Annotated in this window: 19 protein-coding genes; 10 read left to right on the forward strand and 9 right to left on the reverse strand. The window is 45.6% G+C overall.

The window, feature by feature from the left end:
* The first annotated feature begins 21 nt into the window (after nt 1–21).
* The 4 genes from RTL34_RS04900 to purB all read left to right on the forward strand — a co-directional run bounded on the left by RTL34_RS04900 (nt 22) and on the right by purB (nt 3,792).
* Nucleotides 22–417 carry a carboxymuconolactone decarboxylase family protein gene (locus RTL34_RS04900; protein ID WP_312115034.1) on the forward strand — a complete coding sequence of 132 codons (396 nt, stop codon included), beginning with the start codon at nt 22–24 and terminating at the stop codon, nt 415–417.
* A gap of 72 nt (nt 418–489) precedes the next feature.
* Nucleotides 490–1,212 carry a 7-carboxy-7-deazaguanine synthase QueE gene (queE, locus tag RTL34_RS04905; RefSeq protein WP_312115036.1) on the forward strand — a complete coding sequence of 241 codons (723 nt, stop codon included), beginning with the start codon at nt 490–492 and terminating at the stop codon, nt 1,210–1,212.
* A 73-nt stretch (nt 1,213–1,285) separates the two neighbouring features.
* Complete coding sequence (locus tag RTL34_RS04910) at nt 1,286–2,329, forward strand: multidrug resistance efflux transporter family protein (protein WP_312115038.1); 1,044 nt, start codon at nt 1,286–1,288, stop codon at nt 2,327–2,329.
* 80 nt (nt 2,330–2,409) lie between these two features.
* Nucleotides 2,410–3,792 carry an adenylosuccinate lyase gene (gene purB / locus RTL34_RS04915; RefSeq protein ID WP_312115040.1) on the forward strand — a complete coding sequence of 461 codons (1,383 nt, stop codon included), beginning with the start codon at nt 2,410–2,412 and terminating at the stop codon, nt 3,790–3,792.
* A 111-nt stretch (nt 3,793–3,903) separates the two neighbouring features.
* On the opposite strand, the gene nfsA is transcribed toward purB, so the two are convergent.
* The 6 genes from nfsA to pepN all read right to left on the reverse strand — a co-directional run bounded on the left by nfsA (nt 3,904) and on the right by pepN (nt 11,945).
* A complete protein-coding gene (gene nfsA, locus RTL34_RS04920) occupies nt 3,904–4,680 on the reverse strand; it encodes an oxygen-insensitive NADPH nitroreductase (protein WP_144917809.1) in 777 nt (258 codons plus the stop codon).
* 70 nt (nt 4,681–4,750) lie between these two features.
* On the reverse strand, nt 4,751–5,614 hold the full coding sequence (locus RTL34_RS04925) for an HpcH/HpaI aldolase/citrate lyase family protein (protein WP_312115043.1): 864 nt from the start codon (nt 5,612–5,614) through the stop codon (nt 4,751–4,753).
* Nucleotides 5,615–5,725: 111 nt separating this feature from the next.
* Complete coding sequence (locus RTL34_RS04930; RefSeq protein ID WP_312115044.1) at nt 5,726–7,081, reverse strand: solute carrier family 23 protein; 1,356 nt, start codon at nt 7,079–7,081, stop codon at nt 5,726–5,728.
* Between the two features lie 39 nt (nt 7,082–7,120).
* A complete protein-coding gene (locus RTL34_RS04935) occupies nt 7,121–7,891 on the reverse strand; it encodes a nitroreductase family protein (RefSeq protein WP_312115046.1) in 771 nt (256 codons plus the stop codon).
* 21 nt (nt 7,892–7,912) lie between these two features.
* On the reverse strand, nt 7,913–9,190 hold the full coding sequence (locus RTL34_RS04940; RefSeq protein WP_312115048.1) for a YbfB/YjiJ family MFS transporter: 1,278 nt from the start codon (nt 9,188–9,190) through the stop codon (nt 7,913–7,915).
* 55 nt (nt 9,191–9,245) lie between these two features.
* Nucleotides 9,246–11,945, reverse strand: a complete 2,700-nt coding sequence (pepN, locus tag RTL34_RS04945) for an aminopeptidase N (RefSeq protein WP_409455440.1) — start codon at nt 11,943–11,945, stop codon at nt 9,246–9,248.
* A 240-nt stretch (nt 11,946–12,185) separates the two neighbouring features.
* Here pepN and RTL34_RS04950 point away from each other — a divergent pair, with 240 nt between their 5' ends.
* The gene (locus RTL34_RS04950) at nt 12,186–12,596 is read left to right on the forward strand and encodes an MgtC/SapB family protein (protein WP_312115050.1); all 411 of its coding nucleotides are present in this window, start codon (nt 12,186–12,188) and stop codon (nt 12,594–12,596) included.
* A gap of 93 nt (nt 12,597–12,689) precedes the next feature.
* Here RTL34_RS04950 and uvrB read toward each other — a convergent pair whose 3' ends face one another.
* Entirely contained in the window at nt 12,690–14,807 is a 2,118-nt protein-coding gene (gene uvrB, locus RTL34_RS04955) for an excinuclease ABC subunit UvrB (RefSeq protein ID WP_312115053.1), read from the reverse strand.
* A gap of 441 nt (nt 14,808–15,248) precedes the next feature.
* Between uvrB and metK the strand changes: the two genes are divergently transcribed.
* Nucleotides 15,249–16,415 (forward strand): methionine adenosyltransferase, encoded by a 1,167-nt coding sequence (gene metK / locus RTL34_RS04960; protein ID WP_007115720.1) that lies wholly within the window; start codon nt 15,249–15,251, stop codon nt 16,413–16,415.
* Between the two features lie 88 nt (nt 16,416–16,503).
* Nucleotides 16,504–16,815, forward strand: a complete 312-nt coding sequence (locus RTL34_RS04965; protein ID WP_050325523.1) for a DUF3144 domain-containing protein — start codon at nt 16,504–16,506, stop codon at nt 16,813–16,815.
* Between the two features lie 108 nt (nt 16,816–16,923).
* Here the strand turns inward: RTL34_RS04965 and RTL34_RS04970 are convergent, their stop codons facing one another.
* Nucleotides 16,924–17,283 carry a hypothetical protein gene (locus RTL34_RS04970; RefSeq protein WP_159676441.1) on the reverse strand — a complete coding sequence of 120 codons (360 nt, stop codon included), beginning with the start codon at nt 17,281–17,283 and terminating at the stop codon, nt 16,924–16,926.
* Between the two features lie 373 nt (nt 17,284–17,656).
* Between RTL34_RS04970 and prpB the strand changes: the two genes are divergently transcribed.
* From prpB to acnD, 3 genes are all read left to right on the forward strand, one after another.
* Complete coding sequence (gene prpB / locus RTL34_RS04975) at nt 17,657–18,550, forward strand: methylisocitrate lyase (RefSeq protein WP_050325521.1); 894 nt, start codon at nt 17,657–17,659, stop codon at nt 18,548–18,550.
* A 62-nt stretch (nt 18,551–18,612) separates the two neighbouring features.
* Entirely contained in the window at nt 18,613–19,785 is a 1,173-nt protein-coding gene (gene prpC, locus RTL34_RS04980) for a bifunctional 2-methylcitrate synthase/citrate synthase (RefSeq protein ID WP_312115064.1), read from the forward strand.
* Between the two features lie 98 nt (nt 19,786–19,883).
* A complete protein-coding gene (gene acnD, locus RTL34_RS04985; protein ID WP_312115066.1) occupies nt 19,884–22,490 on the forward strand; it encodes a Fe/S-dependent 2-methylisocitrate dehydratase AcnD in 2,607 nt (868 codons plus the stop codon).
* 66 nt (nt 22,491–22,556) lie between these two features.
* Here acnD and RTL34_RS04990 read toward each other — a convergent pair whose 3' ends face one another.
* Nucleotides 22,557–24,134, reverse strand: a complete 1,578-nt coding sequence (locus tag RTL34_RS04990; RefSeq protein WP_312115069.1) for a GmrSD restriction endonuclease domain-containing protein — start codon at nt 24,132–24,134, stop codon at nt 22,557–22,559.
* Nucleotides 24,135–24,146: the final 12 nt, after the last annotated feature.

Genomic DNA, 24,146 nt, shown 5'->3' on the forward strand with positions numbered 1-24,146 from the left:
TATTAAATTTAAGGACTTTTTATGGCACAACAAGACTACGAAAACGGCATCGCCGTGCGCAAACAAGTCATGGGCGAAGCGCATGTGGAACGTGCCATGTCACAAGTTACCGAATTTACTGCGCCACTACAAGACTGGATCAATGAACACGCCTGGGGCTCAACATGGCAACGCGACGGCAGTCATGGGAAAGGAATAGACCGTAAAACCCGCTCGCTAGTCACCCTTGCCTTTTTAATCGCGCAAAAATCCCCAACAGAACTAAAAGGGCATATTCGCGGGGCGATTAATAACGGCGCAAGCGTGGCAGAAATTCAAGAAGTGCTACTACATAGCCTACCTTACTGCGGTGCACCAGCGGCTCAAGAAGCTTATCGTGCTGCAGTAGACGTGTTAACCGAAATGAAATTGCTTTAACCGCTGAACACAAAGATTTATTGGCATAAATTTGATAAAATAAACGCTAATTTTTATTAGTTAATCACATTTATGCCAAATTCAACGCTACCCATCCGCAATACCGCCATTCCCACCACTGACCCCGAAGCAGGACTTAAAATCACTGAGATTTTTTATTCGCTGCAAGGTGAAGCTTTGACCGCAGGATTGCCGACGATTTTTATTCGCTTGACAGGCTGCCCGCTGCGCTGCGTGTATTGTGATACCGAATATGCCTTTGTCGGCGGCGAGCGCATGAGTTTGGCAGGGATTTTGGCAGTGTGTCAGAGTTTTCCGTGCCAGCGTATTTGTTTGACAGGTGGCGAACCGTTAGCCCAGCCCAATGCAATCGCCTTGATGAACTTGCTACTTTCGCATGGCTACGAGATTTCGCTTGAAACTTCGGGCGCGCTGTCCGTGGCAGAGGTGCCAACGGCAGTCTCTAAGGTTATGGATATCAAAACCCCAAGCTCTCAAGAAGCCGATAAAAATCTATGGCAAAACCTCCCCTACTTAACTGCCCATGACCAAATCAAATTTGTCATTATGAATCGCGACGATTATGACTGGTCAAAACAAATCCTCGCAGACTACCAACTGGATAAAAAAGTCGCAACGGTATGGTTTTCTCCAATGTTTAATGTGGAAGAACGTCAAGCCAATGTACCTACCCTTGCCACTGACTTGGCAGAATGGATACTTGCCGATGCGCTGCCGGTACGTTTTCAACTGCAACTACATAAAATCATTTGGGCAGATGCCAAAGGCAAATAGACGCTGTCAAATAACCACTGCCAAATAGCCGCTGCCAAATCGTTAGAACACAACTTAGGGAAATATCAAGCCGATGGGAAAAATGATTGTTTGGGGGCTGATTGCGTCGGCTTTTTTTAGCACGTCGTTTGTACTGTATCAATTGATGAGTGTACAAGGCGGACATTGGTTTTGGTCAGCAAGTTTTCGCTGTTTTTTTATGTGGCTGTTGTTATCGGTTTTTATTTTGCTGCAAAACAAACTCAATCCATCCAAGCTACTAGAACTATGTAAACTATTTGGCAGTCATTGGCAGTTTTGGTGTGTGACCGGTGGCATTGGACTGGGTACATATGGACTGCTGGCGTTTGCGGCAGATTATGCACAAGGGTGGGTGATTGCCGCGACCTATTTATTTACTGTGGTGGCAAGCTTGGTGGTGCTGAGTTTTTTTGGGCAATCATTTCAAAAAAAAGTCATTGTGTATTCGGTGATTGTATTTATCGGTGTGGTACTTGCCAATGTGGGTGAAGGGTTAAGGCATAGCACGAGCCAAGGCACTGATTGGCATGCTTTGTTGCTATTTGGTGCGCTACCTGCCTTTATTGCCAGTTTTTGTTTTCCCTTAGGTAATCAATTGATTTGGCAAGCAGCACAACCCAAAGGGGACTCTACCCATCATACCCATGAAATAAGCAAGGCAGCGAACAATGAAACGCGCAAAGTAACGAGCGAATTGGCAACGAGCAAATTGTTGCAAAAAGTGCCGCAAGTGACTTCCCCGCTGCTATCAAATCCCCTGCATAAGGTCTGGCTGATGTCGCTAGGGTCATTGCCAATGTGGTTGGTATTAGGCTTTATGGTACAACCGCCCGCGCCCAGTGTCTCACAAATGACCATTAGTTTTTTGGTTGCCTTGATGGCAGGTGTGCTCGGTACGACCACTTTTTTACATGCCCGTAGTCTTGCCAAACAGCCACATCAACTGGCCGCCGTCGATGCCACACAAGGCAGTGAAATTATTTTTGCGTTGTTAGGCGGCATGTTGCTGCTGCACACGCCGATGCCGTCAGGCTTAAGTTTTGTGGGGATTGCGTTGGTGATTATTGGGCTTGTGCTGTTTGCCAAGCAACGCTAGCGGTAGTCCACGTTGTGATAGTTTGCTATAATGCAGGCACTTTTATTTTAACCCTTTATTTAACCGATTAGGATTATTTGATGAATACTTTGACCGCTCTTTCACCTATTGATGGTCGCTATGCCAGTAAAGTGGATAGTTTACGTCCTTACCTGTCAGAATTTGGCTTGATTCATGCCCGTGTGACGGTGGAAGTGCGCTGGTTGCAGACCCTTGCCAATCATGCCGATATTCATGAAATTCAGCCTTTTTCGGCAGCGACCAATGAGCGCTTGGACGCGATTATAGCCAATTTTAGCGAAGCAGACGCGATGCGTATCAAAGACATCGAACGCACCACCAACCATGATGTCAAAGCCGTTGAATACTTTTTAAAAGAAAAAATTGCCGACATCGATGCGCTAAAAGACGCGGGTGAATTTATCCATTTTGCCTGTACCTCTGAAGATATCAATAACTTATCACACGCATTGATGTTAAAATCTGGTCGTGACGTACTGGCGCAATCGATGCAAAAAATCATTGATGAGATTGCCGCACTCGCCGAAACCCATGCCGACCAACCCATGCTCTCACGCACGCATGGGCAAACCGCGAGCCCAACGACTTTGGGTAAAGAAATGGCAAACGTGGCATACCGTCTGCATCGCCAGCTCAAGCAATTTAATAACGTAGAGTTGCTAGGTAAAATCAATGGTGCGGTGGGTAACTACAACGCGCACCTGTCAGCCTACCCACAAATTGACTGGGCAAAAAATGCCGAAGACTTTGTCACCAGCCTTGGGTTGACCTTTAATCCCTATACCACCCAAATTGAGCCACACGACTATATCGCCGAATTGTTTGACGCGCTGCGCCGTTACAATACCATTTTGATTGATTTTAACCGTGATGTATGGACGTATATATCCTTAGGCTATTTCAAACAAAAACTTAAAGATGGCGAAGTGGGCTCATCCACCATGCCACACAAAGTCAACCCAATCGACTTTGAAAACTCAGAAGGTAATCTAGGTATTGCCAATGCCATGCTCGCGCATTTGGGTGAAAAATTGCCGATTTCTCGTATGCAGCGCGACTTGACTGACTCGACAGTCCTTCGCAATATGGGGGTAGGTTTTGCCCAAAGTCTGATTGCCTTTGACGCCTGCTTAAAAGGTATTGGCAAATTAGAGCTTAACGCCAATCGTCTCAATGAAGACCTAGCGCTTGCCCAAGAAGTATTGGCAGAGCCAATCCAAACCGTGATGCGTCGCTACAATGTTGAAAAACCCTATGAGAAACTAAAAGCCTTGACCCGCGGTCAAGCCATGACCCGTGAGATGATGGTCAACTTTGTCAATGGCGATGAACTGGCAGCCGTACCAGAAACTGAGCGTCAACGTTTGGCTGATTTGACCCCTGCCACTTATACAGGTAATGCAGCACAGCAAGCCAAAAACTTAAAAAATTTATTAAAATAATATCTTCCCACTTATAAAAAAGGACGTCTAAGCGTCCTTTTTTTGCGTGACTTTTTTACATGGTTGTTTTACATAAATTTTTTTAGATAAATTCGTTGATTGAGCTTTGGGTTATTTTTTGGCATAGCCTTGTTGGTTAAGATAAGGCAGCACCTCGGGACGGACGGGTTTATCCAAATAACTTTCAATGGTTTGCACCCAATCTGACCCTGCTTGACCACGCGCCGCATAATAATCTGCAACGGTTTGGTTATACTGGTCTAATGCGGATTTGTCAGCGGGTTGATATTGGTTGGTGGAAACCACCAATGCCTTTGGCAAACGTGGACGCATGGCAGGATTTTGGTCAGGATAACCCAATGCCATGCCAAATAGCGGCACCACGCCTTGTGGCAGTTTAAGTATGTCGCCCATCCGTCTGATATCATTGCGGATACTGCCCAAATACACACCACCCAATCCCATGCTCTCAGCCGCTAGTAGCAGATTTTGCGCCATAATGGCTGCATCAACCGCCCCAACAATGGTGACTTCAGTCCAATCAATTTGCGCATTGGGTACAAGGGTTTGGTGGCGGTGGTTGTCCATACAAAAAATTAGCAGCTCGGCACACTGCTCCACATAGGGATGACCGTATTTTTCTCCGTCTTTGGCTTGCTGGGCATCGGCGCAAATACGGCGTATGTCATAGCGCTGCGTTGCATCTGTCACCCGAATGATGCTTGCTGACTGCAAAAATCCCGATGATGAGCCTGCCATCCCCGCTTCGATAAGCTGCTCAAACGTCGCTGCATCTATTGGCTGATTGGTGAATTTGCGAATTGAACGATGATTGAGTATCGTCTCTAGGGTGGGTTTACTGTCGCTATGCTCACTATGCGTTGTCATGATTTTCCTTGTTATGATTTGCCTTGTTATGGTTTGTGTTGTTATAAGTTGGGTTAGGGTTTGATTAGCCTTAGGGTTGGTATGTTTGAATCAGCTTTTGGGCTTGCACAATCACCGGCGTATCGACCATTTGTCCATCCATGGCAAATGCCGCAAGCCCTGTCTGTGCATAATGGTCAGCCACTTTTTTGGCAAAGGCAAGCTGTGCTTGGCTGGGTCTAGCCAGTGCATTGACAATGGCGACTTGGTTTGGATGAATACACAGCATCCCTGAAAAACCCAAATCGCGCCACCCATTTACCCGCTGGGTTAAACCGTCATCGTCATTAAAAGGCGGGTATACGCATTCAATCGGTGGGGTGAGCGCATTGATGGCACTATGCAAGCTTAGCTGATAACGGATTTGGTTGGCAACCATCTGCCCTGCCTCGCTGTCTGCACGCACGCCCAATTTTTCACAGATATCCAAAAAGCCAAAACTCAGCGCAGTCAATCCTGCGGCAGCGGCGATGTCGGGTATATTTGCCATGCCTTTGGGTGTCTCAATCAGGGCAATCATGGGTTTGGCGAGCGCATGACGGACGCGGTCAATCTCTATGGCGTGCTCGACTTTGGGTAGCACTACCCCAATCACATTGTTGATTGCGGACGCTGGCAAAGATTTGAGCAACTCAATATCGCCCGCTTGGTGGTTGCTACTTGCGGCATTGATACGCACCCAAACAGGCTTAGCATCGGCGCCGCTTAAATAATTGACCACATTGTCACGCGACTGCATTTTGACACTATCACTGACCGCGTCTTCTAAGTCAATTATCACCGTATCTGCGCCACGGGCAAAGGCTTTTTCCACCCGCTCAATATTGATGGCGGGTACAAACAAATAACTGGTTGCGCTCAATCCCTTGGGTTTTGCTACATTGTTTTCGCTCATGCGACATCCTTTTTCGTCCATTTTTGGTGACATATTTTTCTTTTTGGCAAACAACTTATCAAACAGCTTATCCAGCAACAACGCCCTACCCAAAGTAGCGCGTTTTTTAAGTTATTTTAAAACCGTCAATTTGGCTTTTTCACTGCGGCTAAACAGTAAATTTAACACGATGGCGACCACTGTCGCAGTACCGATACCACCCAAATTAAATTGTCCAATATGTAAGCTAAAATCCCCAGCACCCATAATGACGGTCACCGCAGCAATGATTAAATTAGCATTTTTGCTAAAATCAATGTGATTATCGAGCCAAATTTTGACCCCTGCTACCGTGATAAGCCCAAACACCACGATAGAGGCACCGCCCAATAACGGCGCTGGGATAGTATGGATAAGCGCGCCAAATTTTGGTGACAGCCCCAGTAGCACAGCAATCAAGCCTGCCACCACAAAAACCGTAGTCGAGTATACTTTGGTGACTGCCATCACGCCGATATTTTCCGCATAGGTTGTCACGCCCGTACCGCCCATGCTCGATGACATCGCCGTACACAGACCATCGGCGAAAAACGCTCGTCCCATATAAGGCGATACCGCTTGTCCTGTCATGGCTTCTACCGCTTTGATATGTCCTAAATTTTCGGCGATTAAAATAAAGGCAACTGGGGCAATTAAAATTATTGCGTTGATATCAAACGTCGGATGATAAAAATTGGGTAATCCAACCCAAGCTGCTTGGGCAACTGGGGTAAAATCAATCGGCTTGCCATACCCAAGCACATTGGTGAGCACAAAATATGCCATATACGCCAATACCAATCCAATCAGTAGCAACAAACGACGTAGCATACCGCGGCTAAACACAGCGACCGCACTAATACACAGCACCGTCATCAACGCCACCCAACTATCAAACTGGTTCCCCGACACGCCTTTGATAGTCACTGGCGCCAAATTTAGCCCGATAATCATCACAATCGCACCGGTTACCACAGGCGGCATGAGTTTCTCAATCCAGCCAACCCCTGTTTTCATCACCAGTAATCCGACCATGCCATAAAAAATACCACAGACAAAAATACCACCGAGCGCCACGGATAAATTACCGTTAAAGCCTGAACCTGTATAAGCCGTCGCGGTAATCACGGGCGCGATAAACGCAAAACTTGACCCTAAATAACTGGGTACTCGCCCACCCGTCAAAAAGAAAAACAGCACCGTACTGAGCCCCGCCATCAAAATCGCAAGGTTGGCATCAAATCCCATCAATAGCGGCGCAAGCACAGTTGCCCCAAACATCGCAAACGCATGTTGCAGCCCAAGTAACAGACTTTTATCAGCAGGTAAATACTCATGAATACGCACAGGATGATGATCTAAATGCCCATCGTAAGGCTGCCATTTTGGGAACCAGCCGCTATCATTGCCGGTATTTTGATGGGTGGGTTGTCTTTGCGAATTTGCCATAATTTTGCTCTCATCTGTCAACTGCGCGAATTTTACACGTTATTTTTGTTTTGTCAAAAAACCCTGCGCTTTGAGCCAATCTTCTGCAGCAGCGACATACGGTTGACTGTAGTAATCGGCAAATTTTTGACGGTATGGCTTACGCTCACGCGCTTCATTAAAGGCCAAAATGGTTTGCTCATAATCGGCGAGCATTTGTGGTAACGCGTCAACTTGATACTGATTGTCAAAATACACCGCAGATTTTGGTAAACGCGGTTTTAGGCGCATTTCCACGCTAGGTTTACCAATACATAAGCCGAAAATTGGATAGGTATATTTTGGTAGCTGAAGCAGTTCGATTAAGTCATTGGCAATCATACGCAAACCGCCAATCGGACAGGTGGCATAACCCAAACTCTCTGCCGCCACTGTGGCATTTTGCGCCGCCAATGCCGTATCGGTAGCGAGGGTAATCAATGTATCACTATCCTTAAACCCCTCAAAGCTGCCGTCATACGCTTGACTGCTCAAATAGGAGCGATAGCCATCCATCACAAATACCAAAAACACACTACATTGGGCTATTTGTGGGTTACGCGGTTGCAAATCGACGATTTTTTGACGTAACGCTTTATCACTGATGTTGATAATGCTGTAGTGCTGTCCGTTTTGCCAACTTGGCGCTTGCTGGGCGCATTTGATGATGTCATTTAATTGCGAATCTGGCACACTCGCGCTACTGTCAAATTCTCGATACACCCGATGATTTTGTAAAAGCTCAATGGTTTGATTACTCACAGTTTGATTACTCGTAGCTTGGTTATTCATGGTTGCCCCGTTAAAAGTGATTTAAACATGATTTGATGATTGTTGATGTTGATACGGTCGCCAAAGTAGCGCCACCCCAATAAGCAAAACAATAGCTGAGACGGGTAACAACGCAAGCCAAATATTTTTGCCTGTTGCAACTAGCGCGGTTAAGGGTCCGATAAGCTGCCCAAACGCAAAACTTGCCGTCATCAGCGCACTTAGATTGTATTTAGGGTAGTGCGTGACTTGGCTTGCTGCCACTTGCAGCCCTGCCATCGTCACCACCATAAAGGTGCCGCCCACCATCAGCGCTGACAACATCAAACCTGCCAACGACTGCCAAAGCGCAGGCAATAACGTGCCAACCGCCATGATGATTTGCGACACTCGCCAAACACCGAGCAAAGAAAAGTTGTGATAACGGCGCTGTAATCCCTGCGACAACACCACCGACAAAGCCGCCGCCAACCCAAAAAACGGCCAAATCAGCAAATAACTTTGCCCCGATAACCATTGCTTGGCGATTTGTGGCAAAAAAGTCGCAGGTAAAATATAGCCAAACCCGAATAAACCATAGGCGGTTAATACATTCGCTAATTTTAGCTTGGCAGGTGTTATGCTAGCGGTAGGATTGGTATGGCTGGCGTTGGTATGAGCAGCTTTGCTAGGGTGGGCTTTGGCAGCGGCTGTTGTGGCAGCAGCTGTTGAGGCAAACTGTGAGTTGATTTTCGCCAGCAAAAAGGTGACAACCAAGGTGGCGAGCAGTGCAATCACGCCTAAATACTGCCATAATCGACTCGATAATGGACTGAATGATGACTGGGCCGCGATAGTCGCCGTCGCTGATTGAAAAATAAAATAGCTACAAATCAATCCTGTAAGGGTGATACCGATACCCACACCCGTATAAATCAAGCCGCTAGTGACTACCCGTCTTGATTTCAACCAATTGATTGCAAACGCACTGATAGATACCAGCACCCAAGCGCTTGCCACACCCGCCAAAAAGCGTAACACCAGCAACCAGCCAAAGCTGCTTAGCGAAGCCAGCCAAGTGGTAAGCGTGACTAAGGTAAGACCTAACACGACAAAAAGCGGATGTCGGTTATTTTTAAGCAGTGACAGCGCCCCGACCAAATAGCCAATATAGTTGCTACTTGATAACCACGCCGTTTGCGCAAGATGCACCGTGCCTTCTTGTATCATTAAAGGCAAAATCGGTGTAAAAGCAAATCGCCCGATTCCCATTGCCACCGCAAGCGCGGTACTCGCTAGGATAAAGCAAAATATAATCTGTTGTCGGTCAGATTGTGACATTTTGCATTACCCCTTGATTTTATTGATACGGCTTGTCAGCGTTTAAGCTTGCATTTTAAAGATTATTGAGCATACTTTGCAAGGTTTCCTTCACATTTTTGGACGACATATTAGCTTGGCTTAATATCAAAGCCTGTTTAACCATTGACTTTTTGTCTGCTACCAAGGCATTCCAATTTGATAACCCTTGTATCAAACGCGACGCCAACAGTGGGTTACGTTTATCCAAATCTTGCATCATACTCAAATACTGATCAACGCCCTGCTGGGTCCAAATTTTGGTAGGCTGCGCGAGCAATCCGCCGAGCACCGCACGCACCCGATTTGGGGTATTGATGTCAAAGTCTTGATGGTTTGTTAACGCAAAAATATCAGCAACGCTCGCCTGGCTGTCATTGGCTTGGACACCAAACCATAAATCCATCACCAATGCATCATGGTGAAAGCGTTGGTAAAAATCGGCAAGCCATTCGGCTTTTTGGGGTAGACCATGCTCCACCGCCGCATTTAACGCGCCTAAACGCTCAGTCATACAAGACGCTTGTTGGTATTGGGTAATCGCCCAGTGTTTGGCATCACTCACGCCCGCCAATAACGCCATATCCAGCACCACATTTCGCCATGCCCGCACGCCCATGGCTTCTGCTGTATCTTCATACGCGGTAATTGGCAGTTTGGCATACGCACTTTGCCAAATGTCTTTAAGCGCTGCCGCCACGGCTTTTTTGACCGCTTGATGACGGGCACGAACTTGGCTAGGGTCATAGTCGGTCTGAATCGCACTGCCCAGCTCTCGCTCGCTTGGCATATCTAGTAACCGCGCCGCTAGCATAGGATCGGTTTCTGATAGCGCTGGCAGACTGGCTTTTAATGCCGTGATATAGGCATTGGTATCGGCATTTTGCAATAAAATACGATTGACCAACAACTGTGCCGCTTGCCAACGGTTAAAACCATTGGTCTCATACTGCATCAAAAACGCCAAATCATCATTGCTATACTCAAAATTGAGCTGAACAGGCGCGGAAAAATCACGAAGCAATGACACCACAGGGTCAAAATCCGCTGTGGTAAACAAACCGTCAAAGTTAAACGTCTGACGGTCATCGCGCAGTAATACCAAATCTTCGTGTACCAGTTGCCCAGTGGCACGGTTAAAAATCGCCATTTTGATAGGAATTGGCAAAGGTTTTGGCGCAGGATAACCTGCCACTTGGCGCGTGTGTTGGCTTAGCGTCAAGATAAGCTTGTCAGCTGTTTTTTCAAAATACCCTGATAAGGTTGGCGTGCCTGGCTGGGTGTACCAATCAATAAATGTTTCAATACTTGGGTCTGCAACGCTCAGTGCAGATAACAAGTCTTCTACCGTGACCGCTTGCCCGTCATAACGGCGAAAATATTCGTCCGTGCCTTGGCGGAATTTTTCTTTGCCAAGCGTATTGGCAATCATGCGTACGATTTCTGCGCCTTTCTCGTACACTGTGGCGGTATAGAAATTATTAATCTCGACAAAATGGTCAGGGCGCGGTGGGTGCGCCAATGGGCTGGCATCTTCAGGAAACTGCGCCGCTCGCAATGTTGCCACATCATCAATCCGCTGTACCGCAGGGGAATGCAGACTTTCGGAAAAAGACTGGTCACGAAACACGGTAAAGCCTTCTTTTAGGCACAGCTGAAACCAGTCGCGGCAGGTGATACGGTTGCCCGTCCAGTTATGGAAGTATTCATGGGCAATCACCGCTTTGACATTAAAATTACGGCGATCGGTGGTAGTCTCTGGGCTAGATAGGACGCAAGCGGTATTAAAGATATTTAATCCCTTGTTTTCCATCGCGCCCATATTAAACTGGCTAACCGCCACAATCATATAGCGGTCAAGGTCATACGCCCGTCCGTAGTTGTCTTCATCCCATTTCATTGAGTCTTTTAACGCTTGCATGCCGACATGGCACTGCTCAATGTTCTCATGCTTGGCGTATAATTCAAGCAGCACCTCACGCCCTTCACTGGTGACATACTGATCGGTCAATACGTCCAAATCTGCCATCACGCAAGCGAATAGATAACTCGGTTTTTTGGTCGGGTCTTGCCACACCGCAAAATGACGGTCGCCTGCAAGCTCGCCTTGGTCGATTAAATTACCATTGGCAAGCAGCGTTGGGTAAGTTTTATCGGCTTCAATGCGTGTGGTGAAGGTAGCAAGCACATCGGGACGGTCCGGATAAAAGGTAATTTTACGAAACCCTTCTGGCTCGCATTGGGTACAGAACATTTTGTCCGCCCCTTCCCCGGCTTGGTATAAACCTTCAAGACTGGTATTGGTTTGCGGCACGATGGTGACAACGGTAGTAATCTGACAAGTGTCTGGCGCGTTAACAATCGTTAGGCTTTCTTGGTCCAGTTGGTAGTCGCTTTCGCTTAAAGTTTTGCCGTTTAAGGTAATTGATTCAAGTTGTAATTCTCGCCCAAAGAGTACCAAATCGCCTGCCGTGTTTCTTGCCATGTCAAGATTGGCGGTGACGGTTGCCTGCTTTTTATCGGCGCCGTCAAACAACTCAATTTTTAAGTCAATGTGATTGACACTAAAGACCGGCGGCGTGTAGTCTTTTAGATAGATTTTTTGCGGCTGGTTAGTATTTAATTGGTGACTATTTAAACTGGGGTCTGGTGTGGGTATATTAGCGGGTACATCGGGCATTTCGGTGTTTAATAGCTGGGGATTTTCGGTTTGGTTGGTTTCGGTGACGTTGGTCATATATTTCTTTAGCTCGCAATGTGTTGTTAAAAATTATTCTCATTCAATGTGGCTATTATGCCATAATTAATGACGTTTTTTGGTCACAAACCATAATGACTTTGTTATTACATTTTCATGCTATTTCTTTTTATTATACCAAGTAAAATTTTAACTCTTTTTGACTCGCTTGTTGGTGACATGATGGATAATTTTGTAGGTAATTTATTTGATTTAGATTGGAAATTGATGGTAGTTCACATGTTTCAAATGGTGATAGCGTTTGTGTTAGTATTACCTGTAGGATACAATCGTGAGAACAGTCGACAAAACATTGGGCTGCGCACTTTTCCGCTTGTAAGCCTAGCAAGCTGTAGTTTTGCGCTGCTTGGGTTTGAAGTGCAAGGCGATGACCCCAGTGCAATGGGGCGCATCGTAAGCGGCGTGGTAACGGGGATTGGCTTTATCGGCGGTGGGGCAATTCTCAAAAAAGATGGCATGATTGAAGGGACGTCGACAGCGGCGGCGATTTGGTCGGCAGGCTGTGTGGGTGTGGCCGTGGCGATGGGACGGCTAGAGATTGCGGTATTAATTAGTGTGTTTATGGTAGGGATTTTTTATTTTGTTAGTCCGTTAAAACAAAAACTTAGCAAGGATAATGATGATGTTTAATGTAAAAAGTTGGATGACAGCTTAAACTTGCCCCAAGAAAAGCTGTTACTCTTCTTGGGGTAAAACCGCTCATTTAACACCCATTGTCCATCATCATTGCAACACAAACTCTCTTAGGCTTACCACTTTATCGCGCACTTTTGCCGCTTCCTCAAACTTCAAATCACGCGACAAGGCTTTCATCTCTTTTTCTAACCGTGCAATCTCTTTGGCCAGCAAATCAGGCGAACGTAAAATCGAAATATCCACATCGGGGAACGCATGAGTGACCGCAATCGCTTGGTTATCATTCGGGGCTTCTGCCTCGCCTGTGTCGATTTTGTCGGTAATCTGACGGCGAGCGGATGTCGGCGTGATGCCATGTTCTTCGTTATACGCCATCTGTTTGGCACGGCGACGCTCAGTTTCTTCAATCGCCTTTTGCATACTTGGGGTAATGCTGTCAGCGTACAAAATCGCCTTACCATTGACATGACGCGCGGCACGACCGATGGTCTGAATGAGCGAACGCTCCGAGCGTAAAAAGCCTTCTTTATCCGCATCAAAAATCGCCACCAAGCTCACCTCAGGCATATCCAAGCCCTCACGCAACAGGTTGATACCGACCAGCACATCATGCACACCTGTGCGCAGTTCATGGATGATTTTCATCCGCTCCACCGTGTCGATATCCGAATGCAGATAAGCGACTTTGATGTTGTACTCTTTTAGATAACTGGTCAAGTCTTCTGCCATGCGTTTGGTGAGCGTGGTAATCAGCACTCGCTCATCTTTGGCTTTACGAATGTTGATTTCTGATAGCACATCATCAACTTGGGTCAAGACAGGGCGAATCTCAAGCTGAGGATCAACTAGACCGGTCGGACGTACCACTTGCTCAACGACCTGTTCGCTGTGCTCAAGCTCGTATTGGGCAGGGGTCGCCGACACAAAAATGGTAGAAGGGGTAATACGCTCCCATTCTTCAAACATCAGCGGGCGGTTATCCATCGCAGATGGCAGGCGAAAGCCGTAATTGACCAAGGTTTCTTTACGACTTCTATCGCCTTTATACATCGCGCCGACTTGTGGCACGGTTACATGGCTTTCATCAATAAATAACAAGGCATCGGGCGGAATATAGTCAAATAACGTCGGCGGTGCTTCACCCGCAGGACGTCCCGATAAGTGGCGCGAATAGTTCTCAATGCCGTTACAGTAGCCAAGCTGTTGAATCATTTCCAAATCATAAGTAGTGCGTTCTTTGATACGCTGCGCTTCAATCAGTTTGTCATGCGCTCGAAAATACTCAAGGCGTTGTTCAAGCTCAGCTTTGATAGTGCCACTGGCTCTTTCGAGCTTGTCTCGTGGGGTCACGTAGTGAGATTTTGGATAGATGGTAATGCGTGGCACACTGCGCACGTTCTTACCTGTCAACGGGTCAAACCAAGTGATTTTTTCCACTTCATCATCAAACATACTGATACGCACCGCAAGCTGTTCAGACTCAGCGGGGTAAATATCTAGCACTTCACCACGCAAACGGTAAGTACCTCGCCCAAAGTCAAGCTCGTTACGCGTATATTGCAGCTCCACCAAGCGTTTGAGCATGGCAGTGCGGTCGATTTTGTCACCCACCACGATATGGAGGAGCATTTTTAGGTAGCTTTCTGGGTCACCCAAACCATAGATACAAGACACCGATGCAATGATAATGGCGTCACGACGTTCGAGTAGCGCACGCGTGGCGGACAGTCGCATTTGGTCGATATGGTCGTTAATGGCGCTGTCTTTTTCGATAAAGGTATCGCTAGCAGGTACATACGCTTCAGGCTGATAATAGTCGTAATAACTGACAAAATACTCCACAGCATTGTGGGGAAAGAACGCCTTAAACTCGCCATATAGCTGGGCAGCAAGAGTTTTGTTGTGTGCCATGATAATGGTAGGACGCTGGCATTGGGCAATCACTTTTGCCATGGTGTAGGTTTTACCTGAGCCTGTCACCCCTAAGAGCAACTGACCGTGCATGCCTTTGTCGACACCGTCAACCAATTTGGCAATCGCTTGCGGTTGGTCGCCTGAGGGTTCAAATTCGGTCACCATCTCAAAAGGTTTACTTGAGATTTGGGTGCCACTGGCATTGACACCCGTGATTTGGGCATCATCTTGGATTTGGCGGGCAAGTTGGCTAAGTTCACGTTCGGAGCGGGAAGATTGAGGTGGTCGCATTTTATTGTCTTTATAGTAGTCACAGATGGGTAAATAATGGGGTTGATGGGTAAGAAGTTAAAGCAAAATAACGCGAAATATTGTATCAGTGACGGGTTATATCGAAAAAGACCACCCATTAACAAACCAGCCCTCATCAAATTTGTTAAAATTACCCCATTAGCCTATTCCAGTTAGGCATTTAAAAGCATTAGGTTAATTTGGCAAAATCCCTTATAATATCCCCTGACTTTTTCCACTGTAGCGGCAATGACTTGTATGAGTCATTTTGCTATTAGTCATATTAATCATTTTTTCGTTAATCATTTTGCAAACTTGCTCGTGCTGTATTGCAGTCCGTGACTTTCTATTTTTGCTTTGTTCTCGTTTTAAAATGTAAAATAGAGATAGGTTTGCAAAGCGATTAATTTTCTATCACCCTTAATGTAATGAGAAAATTAAATGCGTGAATATCAACTATTTACCTCTGAATCCGTCAGTGAAGGTCACCCAGACAAACTCGCTGACCAAATCTCTGATGCTATCCTTGACGCCATCCTTGAGCAAGACATCCATGCGCGTGTGGCGTGCGAAACCTTGACCAAAACAGGCGGCGTGGTGCTGGCGGGTGAAATCTCTACCACCGCCAATGTTGATTTTGAAAAAATCGTGCGTGATACCGTCCTGCGCGTTGGCTACAACAGCTCAGAATTGGGCTTTGATGGCGCCACCTGTGCGGTTATCAATATGCTTGGCAAACAATCTCCCGAAATCGCCCAAGGCGTTGACCGCTCGCGCCCTGAAGAGCAAGGTGCCGGTGACCAAGGTTTGATGTTTGGTTATGCTACCCATGAGACGGATGTGTTGATGCCTGCCCCTATTCAGTTTTCCCATCGTTTGATGGAAAAGCAAGCTCAATTGCGTAAAGACGGCACATTAGCTTGGCTGCGTCCCGATGCCAAAGCGCAAGTCACGGTACGCTATGATGGCGATAAACCTGCGTTTATTGATGCGCTGGTACTATCAACCCAACACGATCCAAGTATCTCGCAAAAAGACTTGCATGAAGCGGTGATGGAAGAAATCATCAAGCCTGTCATCCCAGCTGCCATGCTGCACAAGGACACGAAGTATCATATCAACCCAACCGGGTTATTTGTGATTGGTGGTCCTGTGGGGGATGCAGGTTTGACGGGTCGTAAAATTATCGTCGACACGTATGGCGGCATGGCGCGTCACGGCGGCGGTGCGTTCTCAGGTAAAGATCCGTCAAAAGTTGACCGCAGTGCAGCCTATGCAGGGCGGTATGTTGCCAAAAATATCGTAGCGGCAGGACTGGCGGAACGCTGTGAAATTCAAGTAAGTTATGCCATTGGGGTGGCAGAGCCAACCTCTATCTCTGTCAACACGTTTGGCACGGGCAAAATCAGCGATGACAAGATTGTCGATTTTATTCGCCAGCATTTTGATTTACGTCCGTATGGTATCACGCGTATGCTTAACCTACTCCAGCCCATGTATGAGCAAACAGCGAGCTATGGTCACTTTGGTCGCCAAGGCACTGAAACCGCTTTTACTTGGGAGCGTACCGACCGCGCGGCACTACTGAGAGCAGACGCGGGTTTATAATTTTATTGACGAAATACAAGATTTGTAGGGTGCGTTTTACGCACCTTTTTAACGTTTAATTGATGGTAGAAAATTGTAGAGAAAAATTATGAGCGAAAACACCAACCAAATCACCGAAGAAATGAATGCGTTTTATGAGCGCGCTGATGAGTTTATCCAGCTTGCCAATACCCTTCGCACCGATGATATACACGCAGGTAAAATCAATGCCTCAATGCTGTATGCAGTCGCGCGTTTTAGCGCATGGACAGCGGCAACGGGCTTTGTCAAAGGCAGTGACTACGCCAAAGAAAAACAAGACATTATTGAGCACTTTACCAAGAATTTTGAGCGTATGCTGTCGGATAATATCGATGATTATGCCGAAAACTTCCAAAAATATATGCAAATTGGCAATTGATTGCAGTCCAACAACACGAGCATTTCATTAAAAAAGCGTATTGAATTGTCATACGCTTTTTTTATTGCAGTGCTTATCATCTAAACCCGCAATTATTTGAACAATTAATTATTTAAATAATCGATAAAACAACCAACCTATTATCAGGATGACCAATATAATCACACTCACGCGTTTCACCCATCTTGGCAATAACGGTAGGGTGATATTTTCTTGTTTGAGATGATTATCAAGCCCTTGTGTCAATGTGCTAAAGCCTTGCTCTTTAGTCTCTACTGATGGCGCAGGATGGGCAGTAGGCGGTGTTTGACTGTTTGCTGCTAACGCTTGGTTTTCATACGCATCAATTTGTTGTTTTGCCTCATCTAAGCTAATCCCCTGTTCTTGTGCATGGGTTTTGATGGCGATGACGTAGTTTTTTTTATCGACCAGTTGCTTAATATGACTCGGTAACGTTGATTGTGCCATAAGTAATTCCTCAAATTTTAACCCGTATATCATGCCTAGTTTGCTAAACTTATTTTAGAAGAATGTAGCAACGAGCACCTGTTTATTGTAAATAAATGTAAACAAACAATCGACATTTTGAGCAAAATATTCACCTTTTAAAAGTTAGAGCGGCTAATTATGTAAAAATAGAAGTTTACTATTCATTTTTAGCATACTGTTATTTTTACTTAATTTAGTTTTTAAAAATCGCGTACTGACAGAGAATTTTTTTGTGCGTATACTTATGGATATACTAAGGCAAAGCAGCAAATAACCTAACCTAAACCTAAATCAGGGCTGATTAACACTAACTTTGCTATTTTCCCCTTCAATCATGTAAAAAGGAAGCAACATGGCACCTATCTCTGCAGGTCGCAAATTTCGTGACGCCATCGAGTCTGAAAAAGCCGAAGGTCGTCCCCTTCAAATCGTTGGCACTATCAATGCTTACACTGCCATGATGGCAAGCCAAGTCGGTCATAAAGCGATTTATCTCTCAGGTGGCGGTGTTGCTAACGCCTCATTCGGTTTGCCTGACCTCGGTATGACGAGCCTTAACGATGTATTGACCGATGCCACCCGTATCACCAATGCGGTTGACACGCCATTATTGGTTGACATCGATACGGGTTGGGGCGGCGCATTTAATATCGCCCAAACCATCAAACAAATGGAAAAAGCAGGTGTTGCCGCGGTCCATATCGAAGACCAAGTGGCGCAAAAACGCTGTGGTCATCGCCCAAACAAAGAAATCGTTTCAACCGCTGAAATGGTTGACCGCCTAAAAGCTGCGCTGGATGCCAAAGTTGACCCAGATTTTGTGGTGATGGCACGAACCGATGCGCTGTCAGTGGAAGGTTTGGATGCTGCGGTTGAACGTGCGGTGGCGTTTCAAGAAGCAGGCGCGGACATGATTTTTGCTGAAGCATTGACCGATATCGCCATGTACCGCAAATTTACCGACGTGTTAGACATTCCTGTCCTTGCCAATATGACTGAGTTTGGTCAAACCGACCTTTACAGCACCAAAGAGCTGTTTGACGTGGGCGTTGACATGGTACTTTATCCATTATCTGCGTTTCGTGCGATGAATAAAGCCGCCCTCAATGTCTACCAAGCGTTAAAAGATGAAGGCGTACAAACTTCCGTGGTCGACACCATGCAAACCCGCATGGAATTGTATGATTTCTTAAATTACCATTCATACGAGCAAAAATTGGACGCATTATTTAAATCAAAAAAATAATTGGCGAACTATGCTCAACACTTAATGCCAAACATTTAATAAAGCTAAAAAGGAGTTTTACCATGTCAAAAGACACCCCAGTGACAGACGCTAGCGACAACAAACCAAAACCTAAAAAAAGCGTTGCCCTATCAGGGGTACCAGCCGGTAACACTGCCCTATGTACCGTAGGGCGTACAGGCAATGACTTAAGCTATCGTGGCTATGATATTTTGGATTTGGCAAAGGACAGCGAGTTTGAAGAGGTGGCACACTTACTGATTCATGGTCATTTGCCAAACCGTCATGAGCTAGCGGCGTACAAGAAAAAACTCAAAACCCTGCGTAACTTGCCGGTCAATGTACTGGCGGTGTTAGAAGCCTTGCCTGCCCACGCCCACCCGATGGATGTGATGCGTACCGGCGTATCGGCACTGGGCTGCACCTTGCCTGAGCGTGAAAGCCAACCTACCTCAGAAGCCCGTGATATCGCTGACAAGCTTATCGCCTCATTAGGCTCAATGCTACTATACTGGTACCACTACAGCCACAATGGCAAAGTCATCAGCCTTGAGAGTGACCAAGACAGCATTGGTGGTCACTTTCTTGAGCTACTACAGGGTGAAGCACCCAGTGAATCGCATATCAAAGCCATGCACATCTCGCTCATCTTATACGCTGAGCATGAGTTCAATGCATCAACCTTTACCAGCCGCGTGATCACAGGGACTGGCTCGGATATGTACTCCGCCATCTCAGGCGCAATCGGTGCATTAAAAGGTCCAAAACATGGCGGCGCCAATGAAGTGGCGTATGACATCCAAAAACGTTATCGCACGGCTGACGAAGCAGAAACAGACATCCTTGATCGCTTAGCGAAGAAAGAAGTCATCATCGGCTTTGGTCACCCAGTTTACACGGTAAGCGATCCACGTAACGTTGTAATTAAAGAAGTTGCGCGTAATTTATCCAAAGAAACGGGCGACATGACCTTATTTGATGTGGCAGAACGCCTAGAAACCGTGATGTGGGACAACAAAAAAATGTTCCCGAACTTGGACTGGTTCTCAGCGGTAAGCTACAACAAAATGGGCGTACCAACTGCGATGTTTACCCCATTATTCGTAATCGCTCGTACCACAGGTTGGGCAGCACACGTCATGGAACAACGTGCTGACGGCAAAATCATCCGTCCATCAGCCAACTACACTGGTCCAGACGATCAAAAATTTGTACCGCTGGATGAGCGCCAATAATTAGCGTTTTAATCGTATAAAAAGCCTTTCAGGTCAGCTCACCCATTGATTTGAAGGGCTTTTTTTCTAATGGATTATTAATTTTAAGGTTAAGCCAAATGACAAGCCAATACCGCAAGCCCTTACCCAATTCTGATTTGGAATACTTTGATACCCGCCAAGCGGTGAATGACATCACCCCAGACGCGTATGACAAACTCCCCTACACCTCGCGTATTTTAGCCGAGCAACTGGTGCGTAAAGTCAGCGACCCAAATGAACTGACCGCTGCGCTCAAACAGCTCATCAACCGTGAGCGTACGTTAGACTTTCCTTGGTACCCTGCGCGTGTGGTGTGTCATGACATCTTGGGTCAAACTGCCCTTGTGGACTTGGCAGGCTTGCGTGATGCTATCGCCGAGCAAGGCGGCGACCCAAGCAAGGTCAACCCTGTGGTGCAAACTCAGCTGATTGTTGACCACTCGCTCGCTGTGGAATGTGGGGGTTATGACCCAGATGCATTTGAAAAAAACCGCGCCATCGAAGACCGCCGCAACGAAGACCGTTTTCACTTTATCAACTGGACAAAGACTGCCTTTGAAAACGTCGATGTGATTCCCGCAGGCAACGGCATCATGCACCAAATCAATCTGGAGAAAATGTCACCTGTTATCCAAGTCCAAAACGGCATCGCCTACCCAGATACTTGCGTGGGCACAGACAGCCACACCCCGCACGTGGATGCGCTGGGCGTGATTTCGGTGGGTGTCGGTGGACTGGAAGCAGAAACCGTGATGCTCGGTCACCCATCGATGATGCGCCTGCCTGATATCGTAGGTGTACACCTCAAAGGCAAACGCCAAGCAGGCATCACCGCCACCGATATCGTACTTGCACTCACTGAGTTTTTGCGTAAAGAGCGCGTGGTCGGTGCGTATGTGGAATTCTTCGGTGAAGGCGCAGATAGCCTATCCATCGGTGACCGTGCCACCATCGCCAACATGACCCCAGAATATGGTGCAACCGCAGGGTTATTTTATATTGATGGGCAAACCATCGACTATTTACGCCTCACAGGGCGTGAAGACAAACAAGTCGAACTGGTGGAAAACTATGCCAAAACTGCAGGGCTTTGGTCATCTGATCTCGTCAATGCCGACTATGAGCGTGTACTTGAGTTTGATTTGTCACTCGTGACCCGTAACATGGCAGGTCCTTCAAATCCCCATGCGCGTGTATCAACCGATGAGCTTGCCGCCAAAGGTATCGCTCACGCAGAGGGCGAAGCTGTACCACAATCAGAAAACGGCTTAATGCCAGACGGCGCCGTGATTATCGCAGCGATTACCTCTTGTACCAATACCTCTAACCCTCGTAACGTGGTGGCAGCGGCATTACTTGCCAAAAAAGCCAACGAACTTGGCTTAACCCGTAAACCTTGGGTGAAATCATCCTTCGCCCCTGGCTCAAAAGTGGCTGAACTGTACTTGCAAGACGCTAACCTATTGCCAGAACTGGAAAAACTGGGCTTTGGTATCGTGGCATTTGCCTGTACCACCTGTAACGGTATGTCGGGTGCGTTAGATCCAGCAATTCAGCAAGAAATCATCGACCGTGACCTGTATGCCACGGCGGTGTTGTCAGGCAACCGTAACTTTGACGGACGTATTCATCCATATGCCAAACAAGCCTTCTTGGCAAGCCCGCCGTTAGTCGTCGCGTATGCGATTGCAGGGACGATTCGTTTTGACATCGAAAAAGACGTGCTTGGCGTGGTTAATGGTAAAGAGATTCGCCTTATCGACATTTGGCCATCGGATGAAGAGATTGACGCGATTGTGGCAAAACACGTCAAACCTGAGCAATTCCGTCAAATCTATATCCCGATGTTCAATCTTGACCGCAGCGAAAAAGCCGACAGCCCACTATATAACTGGCGACCCATGTCAACCTATATCCGCCGTCCACCCTACTGGGAAGGCGCGCTAGCGGGCGAACGCACCCTCAAAGGTATGCGTCCATTGGCGATTTTACCTGACAATATCACCACCGACCACTTGTCACCGTCCAATGCGATTTTGGCAAGCTCGGCAGCAGGCGAATACTTGGCAAAAATGGGCTTACCCGAAGAAGATTTTAACAGCTATGCCACCCACCGCGGCGACCATTTAACCGCGCAACGTGCGACCTTTGCCAATCCAAAACTGTTCAATGAAATGGTGAAAAATGATGATGGCAGTACCAAACAAGGTTCACTGGCTCGCGTTGAGCCTGAAGGTCAAGTGATGCGGATGTGGGAAGCGATTGAGACTTATATGAATCGCAAGCAACCGCTGATTATCATCGCCGGAGCGGACTATGGTCAAGGCTCTAGCCGTGACTGGGCTGCCAAAGGTGTACGCCTAGCTGGGGTGGAAGCGATTGTGGCGGAAGGCTTTGAGCGGATTCACCGTACCAACCTTATCGGTATGGGTGTGCTGCCGCTTGAATTTAAAGCTGGGACGACGCGTATCACGCTAGGGCTAGATGGTACTGAGACGTATGATGTGATTGGTGACATTTCGCCACGCTGTGATTTGACGCTGGTGATTAATAAAGAAGGCTCGCAGCCGCTTGAAGTGCCTGTGACCTGCCGTCTTGATACCCAAGCGGAAGTGGATACCTATAAAGCAGGTGGCGTATTGCAGAAATTCGCGCAAGACTTCTTAAAGGGTGAAGTGGCGTAATTATTTTTTTAAATCAAAAAAGCCGAGTAATATAATAATTGCTCGGCTTTTAACTATTGATTAAGTTTATGCAATTTTACTTATAGCAAATTTTAAGATTAAATCAGAACGCTTTTCTATGAAATTTTCAAAATCATCAGATAAAAAAGAACTTTCTTCAATAAAACTTGACTCAAAAATTTCACGACTATCCTCAGGCATTAGCGCTCTATACTCAGAAGGCTTTTTATCGCTAATTTGTTTATTATCACTACGTGAAAGAAAACAAAAATTTGCTAAGCAATTTATTTCTTTATCGTTTTTATTCAATTTTTTTAGATAATTTTTTGGATAAATATGATGAAATTCTTTTCTATTATAATCTTTTAACACTTTCTCAAGTGTTATTGTACTGCCTGTTATAAAACTTAAAGGATTTACTGCAGCTAAGAGCAATATTAGAGTCTTTGTGTTTACAGTTCCCATGGTGAATTTATTTTCTTTAAAAAATTCTTTCGTTAAAGTTACGTTGATATTTGATAAATTATTTGCTTCATTATTTTTGAGTTTAATAATTTCAGTTATATCTTCAAAAAGTTTAGCATTTGTACCCGCACTGTATCTATTACTGAATGCTGTTTTCCAAAACCAATTGAGTAGAACTTCCCTTTGAGTACTATTATAATTAAAATGTTTATTACCTTTATTTGAAAAGAAAACTGATAAAGGAATTAATTGATGCTCATAAGGCAAGTACTTAATGTTTGCTACTTTTAATTCGTTTTTTATAAAATCTATTGCTCCCTCAATACCATTTATAATCTCATCAAATCTATCTCTAACTTCATTCCCATTCATCTCAATTAGACTTTCTGAAGTTGGCTTCCCCGTCAAGACAGCAGAACCAATTTTAAGTATTAAGTCTACATTTTCACCTAAACTACCGAACCCAAAAGGTTCAAGCGTTTCTTTTAATTCTTCAAATTTGTCTTGTAAATCGAAATTTTCACTCCAAGTCCAAGCTGTTAACAATTGTAAAGTATCAAGTGGAACACCTTGTCTATTAATTCTTTCAAAAACAATTGCAACTTTTGATTTATCATCCGTGGCTAAAGTTTGATAGGGAATTTTCGCCTCTTTGAAAATTTCTTGTAACTTATCAACTTTTTGAATTAAAGTTTTATTTTTTATTTTTTCAGTTTCTAATCTATATTCAATTGAATCAAACAGACAATTCAACGGGAAATACCTATCGTGTTCACTTTCAGAATTATCTAAAAATACAAACTGACTATCTTGAGAACCTTCATTCGCTAATAGGTCGAAATAAATTTTAAAAGGATTTTCTTCGCCTTCCGAAGGCATAAGGTTATTTTGGAAAACACCAAATATTGAAGTAATTCTTTGCTGACCATCTAGAATGTAATCAATTGGATATTCTTCATCTCTTTCAAATAATTGAAAAGGTCCAAATTTTTTTTCAGAAATTAATTTCTCTTTTGTTCGCCACAATTGAATATTACCGAATGGATATCCTTTATAAATACTATCCATTAGAAATGCCACTGCTTCAGCATCCCACACAAAACCTCTTTGAAAAGCTGGTATTCTTAAATTTCCTTTATCTATCTGTGTTAAAATATCTCTTATTGAAAAATCAGTCATAAATTATCCTTA

Source organism: Moraxella sp. CTOTU47915, from assembly GCF_031986685.1.
Classification (GTDB): Bacteria; Pseudomonadota; Gammaproteobacteria; order Pseudomonadales; family Moraxellaceae; genus Faucicola; species Faucicola tetraodonis.